The organism is Moorena bouillonii PNG (assembly GCF_001942495.1).
In the GTDB taxonomy this organism is placed as follows: domain Bacteria; phylum Cyanobacteriota; class Cyanobacteriia; order Cyanobacteriales; family Coleofasciculaceae; genus Moorena; species Moorena bouillonii.
The window spans coordinates 1-2653 of record NZ_MKZS01000009.1; the positions used below are offsets into that span (position 1 = coordinate 1).

Annotated in this window: 4 protein-coding genes; 3 read left to right on the top strand and 1 reads right to left on the bottom strand. The window is 43.6% G+C overall.

The genetic code is table 11. The annotated features are described in order from the left end of the window. Positions 1-294: 294 nt before the first annotated feature. Positions 295-513 carry a ssr2422 family thylakoid membrane protein gene (locus tag BJP37_RS34015; RefSeq protein WP_075906817.1) on the top strand — a complete coding sequence of 73 codons (219 nt, stop codon included), beginning with the start codon at positions 295-297 and terminating at the stop codon, positions 511-513. Between the two features lie 229 nt (positions 514-742). On the opposite strand, the gene BJP37_RS34020 is transcribed toward BJP37_RS34015, so the two are convergent. Next, positions 743-1069, bottom strand: a complete 327-nt coding sequence (locus BJP37_RS34020; protein WP_269087146.1) for an asparaginase domain-containing protein — start codon at positions 1067-1069, stop codon at positions 743-745. 438 nt (positions 1070-1507) lie between these two features. On the opposite strand from BJP37_RS34020, the gene BJP37_RS38105 reads away from it, so the two are divergent. Together BJP37_RS38105 and BJP37_RS34030 are read left to right on the top strand one after the other, a co-directional pair. Next, complete coding sequence (locus BJP37_RS38105; RefSeq protein ID WP_075906821.1) at positions 1508-1822, top strand: hypothetical protein; 315 nt, start codon at positions 1508-1510, stop codon at positions 1820-1822. 111 nt (positions 1823-1933) lie between these two features. Then, a complete protein-coding gene (locus BJP37_RS34030) occupies positions 1934-2578 on the top strand; it encodes a transposase (RefSeq protein ID WP_075906823.1) in 645 nt (214 codons plus the stop codon). Positions 2579-2653 lie beyond the last annotated feature (75 nt).

The window sequence follows — 2653 nt, forward strand, 5'->3', positions numbered from 1 at the left end:
TTGCTCTGACTTCACTGTTTTTCAACAAGACTTCTCTATTGCAGTGAGCAGTTACCCCCCATGAGCGACTGCATCAAGACGGGAGTAGGAAATATGGAGTAGGTATTAGGGCACAAAAATTATCAGAATTACTACACGGATTAATCAAAATATTTTGGGATTAATTTGAGTTTGTTTATGTCTACATTGCAACGGTTATTAATACACATTATACTTGGCTATATATAAGTAAAATGCTGTGGGATTGCTTACGGAATTTGTTATAATTATAACTAGGATTATAACAGTTTAACGATGACACTAACTACCGATCCAGAACCGAACCACAATCAATATCCAGAACCGACATTAACTGATGTAATCCGAAAACTTGATGAGCTTTCAGATGAAGTGAAAAAGTTTGATGAAAGATTTAGCAATTACCAACAAGCCACACAATGGGTGATTCAGTTAGCTTTTGGCTTAATTGCGAGTGCTACTGTTATCGTGATTGTGAGCAATGTTTTAAACTAACTCAATAGTTAATTTTTGATTTTATCGCCATTTTCAACCCTTACTGCCGAGGAATTTTACCTTAACCAAGGGGATAGCTTTCATGGAAAACGCGTTCGCGTAGCGTGGCCTACGGCCAATCGCGTAGCATCTCCCTAGGAGAATCGCGTCGCGTCTCCCGATGGAGTATCCCGTAGTTTATGTCTGGTGGGCAGTGGAGCACACAGATTTACCAAACTTACCAATCCCTTTAGCCACTGCCCACCCTACGATTCTCACTGGCGTTGGTCTTGACCGTGCGATTGCCCCTCATTAAGGTGGAATCAAAGTACAGACACACTTCCGGTACACCTTCACAACACGAGGTTACGGCACCACAGACGTTTTGGAGTGCATCGGTGTTGAAACGTACAGTATAGGAGGAGTCCGCTTTCTCTACAAATAGTGGCAGTTGGGAGCCAGTCACAACCAACGGCTTGCTCAACAAAGCGTTATAGTGGCCATCCTTATCCAGCCCGGTCATCAAAAACGACAGTATGGAAGCAGTCCAGGCCATGGTGTCCGTGCCATGGAGCACAATAAAAGACCAGCCCTTTCAACGTGTACAAATGTACTATAGGAATCAATCATCATTTGTTTTTTTTCAACTCAGAGCGAAGCTGATTCTATTCCCTGTTGGAACAGACTAGGGGAAAGCGGGATAAGTTAAGGCGATCGACAAGGGTCGGTGTTGGGGGAACCCCTTTGGGGATCTGTGCGAGTACAGGACAGGATTCCCTTTTGCTGTGCGGGGAGATAATATCAGACTGGGTCTGACCCGATAGATCAACACAGGAAAACATTAATGCTACCCTTGTATTTTTTCCCAATTTGTAAGCGCTTGCCCAGTCACCGTCATGGCCAGAGGGTTAATGGAACGAGTGAATGCTTCCGAAGCGTAAAGATAGTTTATTTGATTTGTATGCGCAGAATCAGTAACATCCGCGAGTTACTTTTTTCTTCCCAGGTAGATTTGATGAGTTTAGTGGTATGCGGGATACAGCCTTCAGTTAATGCTGCTTATCGCGCCAAGGCATCGGAGTTAAGTGTAAGTACTACCGCCTTATATAATAAACTGCAAGGAATAGAACCAAAGGTCTCTCAAGCGTTAATCCGAGAAACAGTGCCAGAGTTGATAGATTTAATCTTGCCTGATGGGAGTAAAACAGTCTGTTCTGCTGCCAGGATACAGACTGAAAATTTTGGATGGTACTTGTTTATCGGCAACAGACCATCGTTTGGGGGCGATTCGCTCCTATGCAGCGTGCGCCCTTACCTGGGAAGGCGCTAGTTGTTTTGGATCCTACCTTAGAATTGGTAGTTGATGTGTTTCCTTGTGAGGATGCTTATACGCAAGAACGAGCTTTATTGCCAGAAGTTCTACAAACAGTTGAAGCCCTGGATGAATGGGAACGGAGATCGCAACTTTTGTACTGCAGAGTTTTTGACTAGGCTAGCTGAAAAACTTGCCTATTTTGTCATTCGCCAACATGGCTCTAAGGTGTGGAAACCGTTGAGTGAATTGTCAACCATTGGTAAAACCCAGACCGGGGAATTGTTTGAACAACGGGTTCAAATTCAGTATGGGGATAGAATACTCTCTTGTAGAAGAGTGCTCCTCAAGCTATTTAAGCCCACTCGTAATGGGGATTGCGAAATTGCCATTCTCAGCAACTTACCTGAGGCTGATGCTAGGGCATGCACCATAGTCAAGCTCTATCAAAAGCGTTGGCGTATCGAAACTCTTTTTCAAACCATAACTACTAACTTCAACGGTGAAATTAATACCCTGGCCTATCCTAAAGCCGCTTTGTTTTCCTATTGTATGGCAATAATTGCTTATAATATCCTGGCCACCCTAAAAGCGGCTTTGGGTAGTGTTCACGGTGTTGGTAAAATTGCTGCTGGCTTGTCGGATTTCTATGAAGTTGATGAGATTCAAGGCACTTATCGAGGCATGATGATTGCCATTCCAGTACAAGAGTGGCAACCTTTTCAAACTTGTTCTTTACCCCAAATGGCGAAATGGCTCCAGACGAAACCTTAGATAGTGGAGCCTTTATAGTCCAGGGTAATCGCATTGAGTTTGGTATAAATTGCACTTGACAAAGAGCGGCTTATA

Excerpts from the sequence above, each read along its gene's own strand:
- BJP37_RS34030 (WP_075906823.1), top strand. The coding sequence starts at position 1,934 with ATGAATGGGAACGGAGATCGCAACTTTTGTACTGCAGAGTTTTTGACT.
- BJP37_RS38105 (WP_075906821.1), top strand. The coding sequence starts at position 1,508 with ATGAGTTTAGTGGTATGCGGGATACAGCCTTCAGTTAATGCTGCTTAT.
- BJP37_RS34015 (WP_075906817.1), top strand. The coding sequence starts at position 295 with ATGACACTAACTACCGATCCAGAACCGAACCACAATCAATATCCAGAA.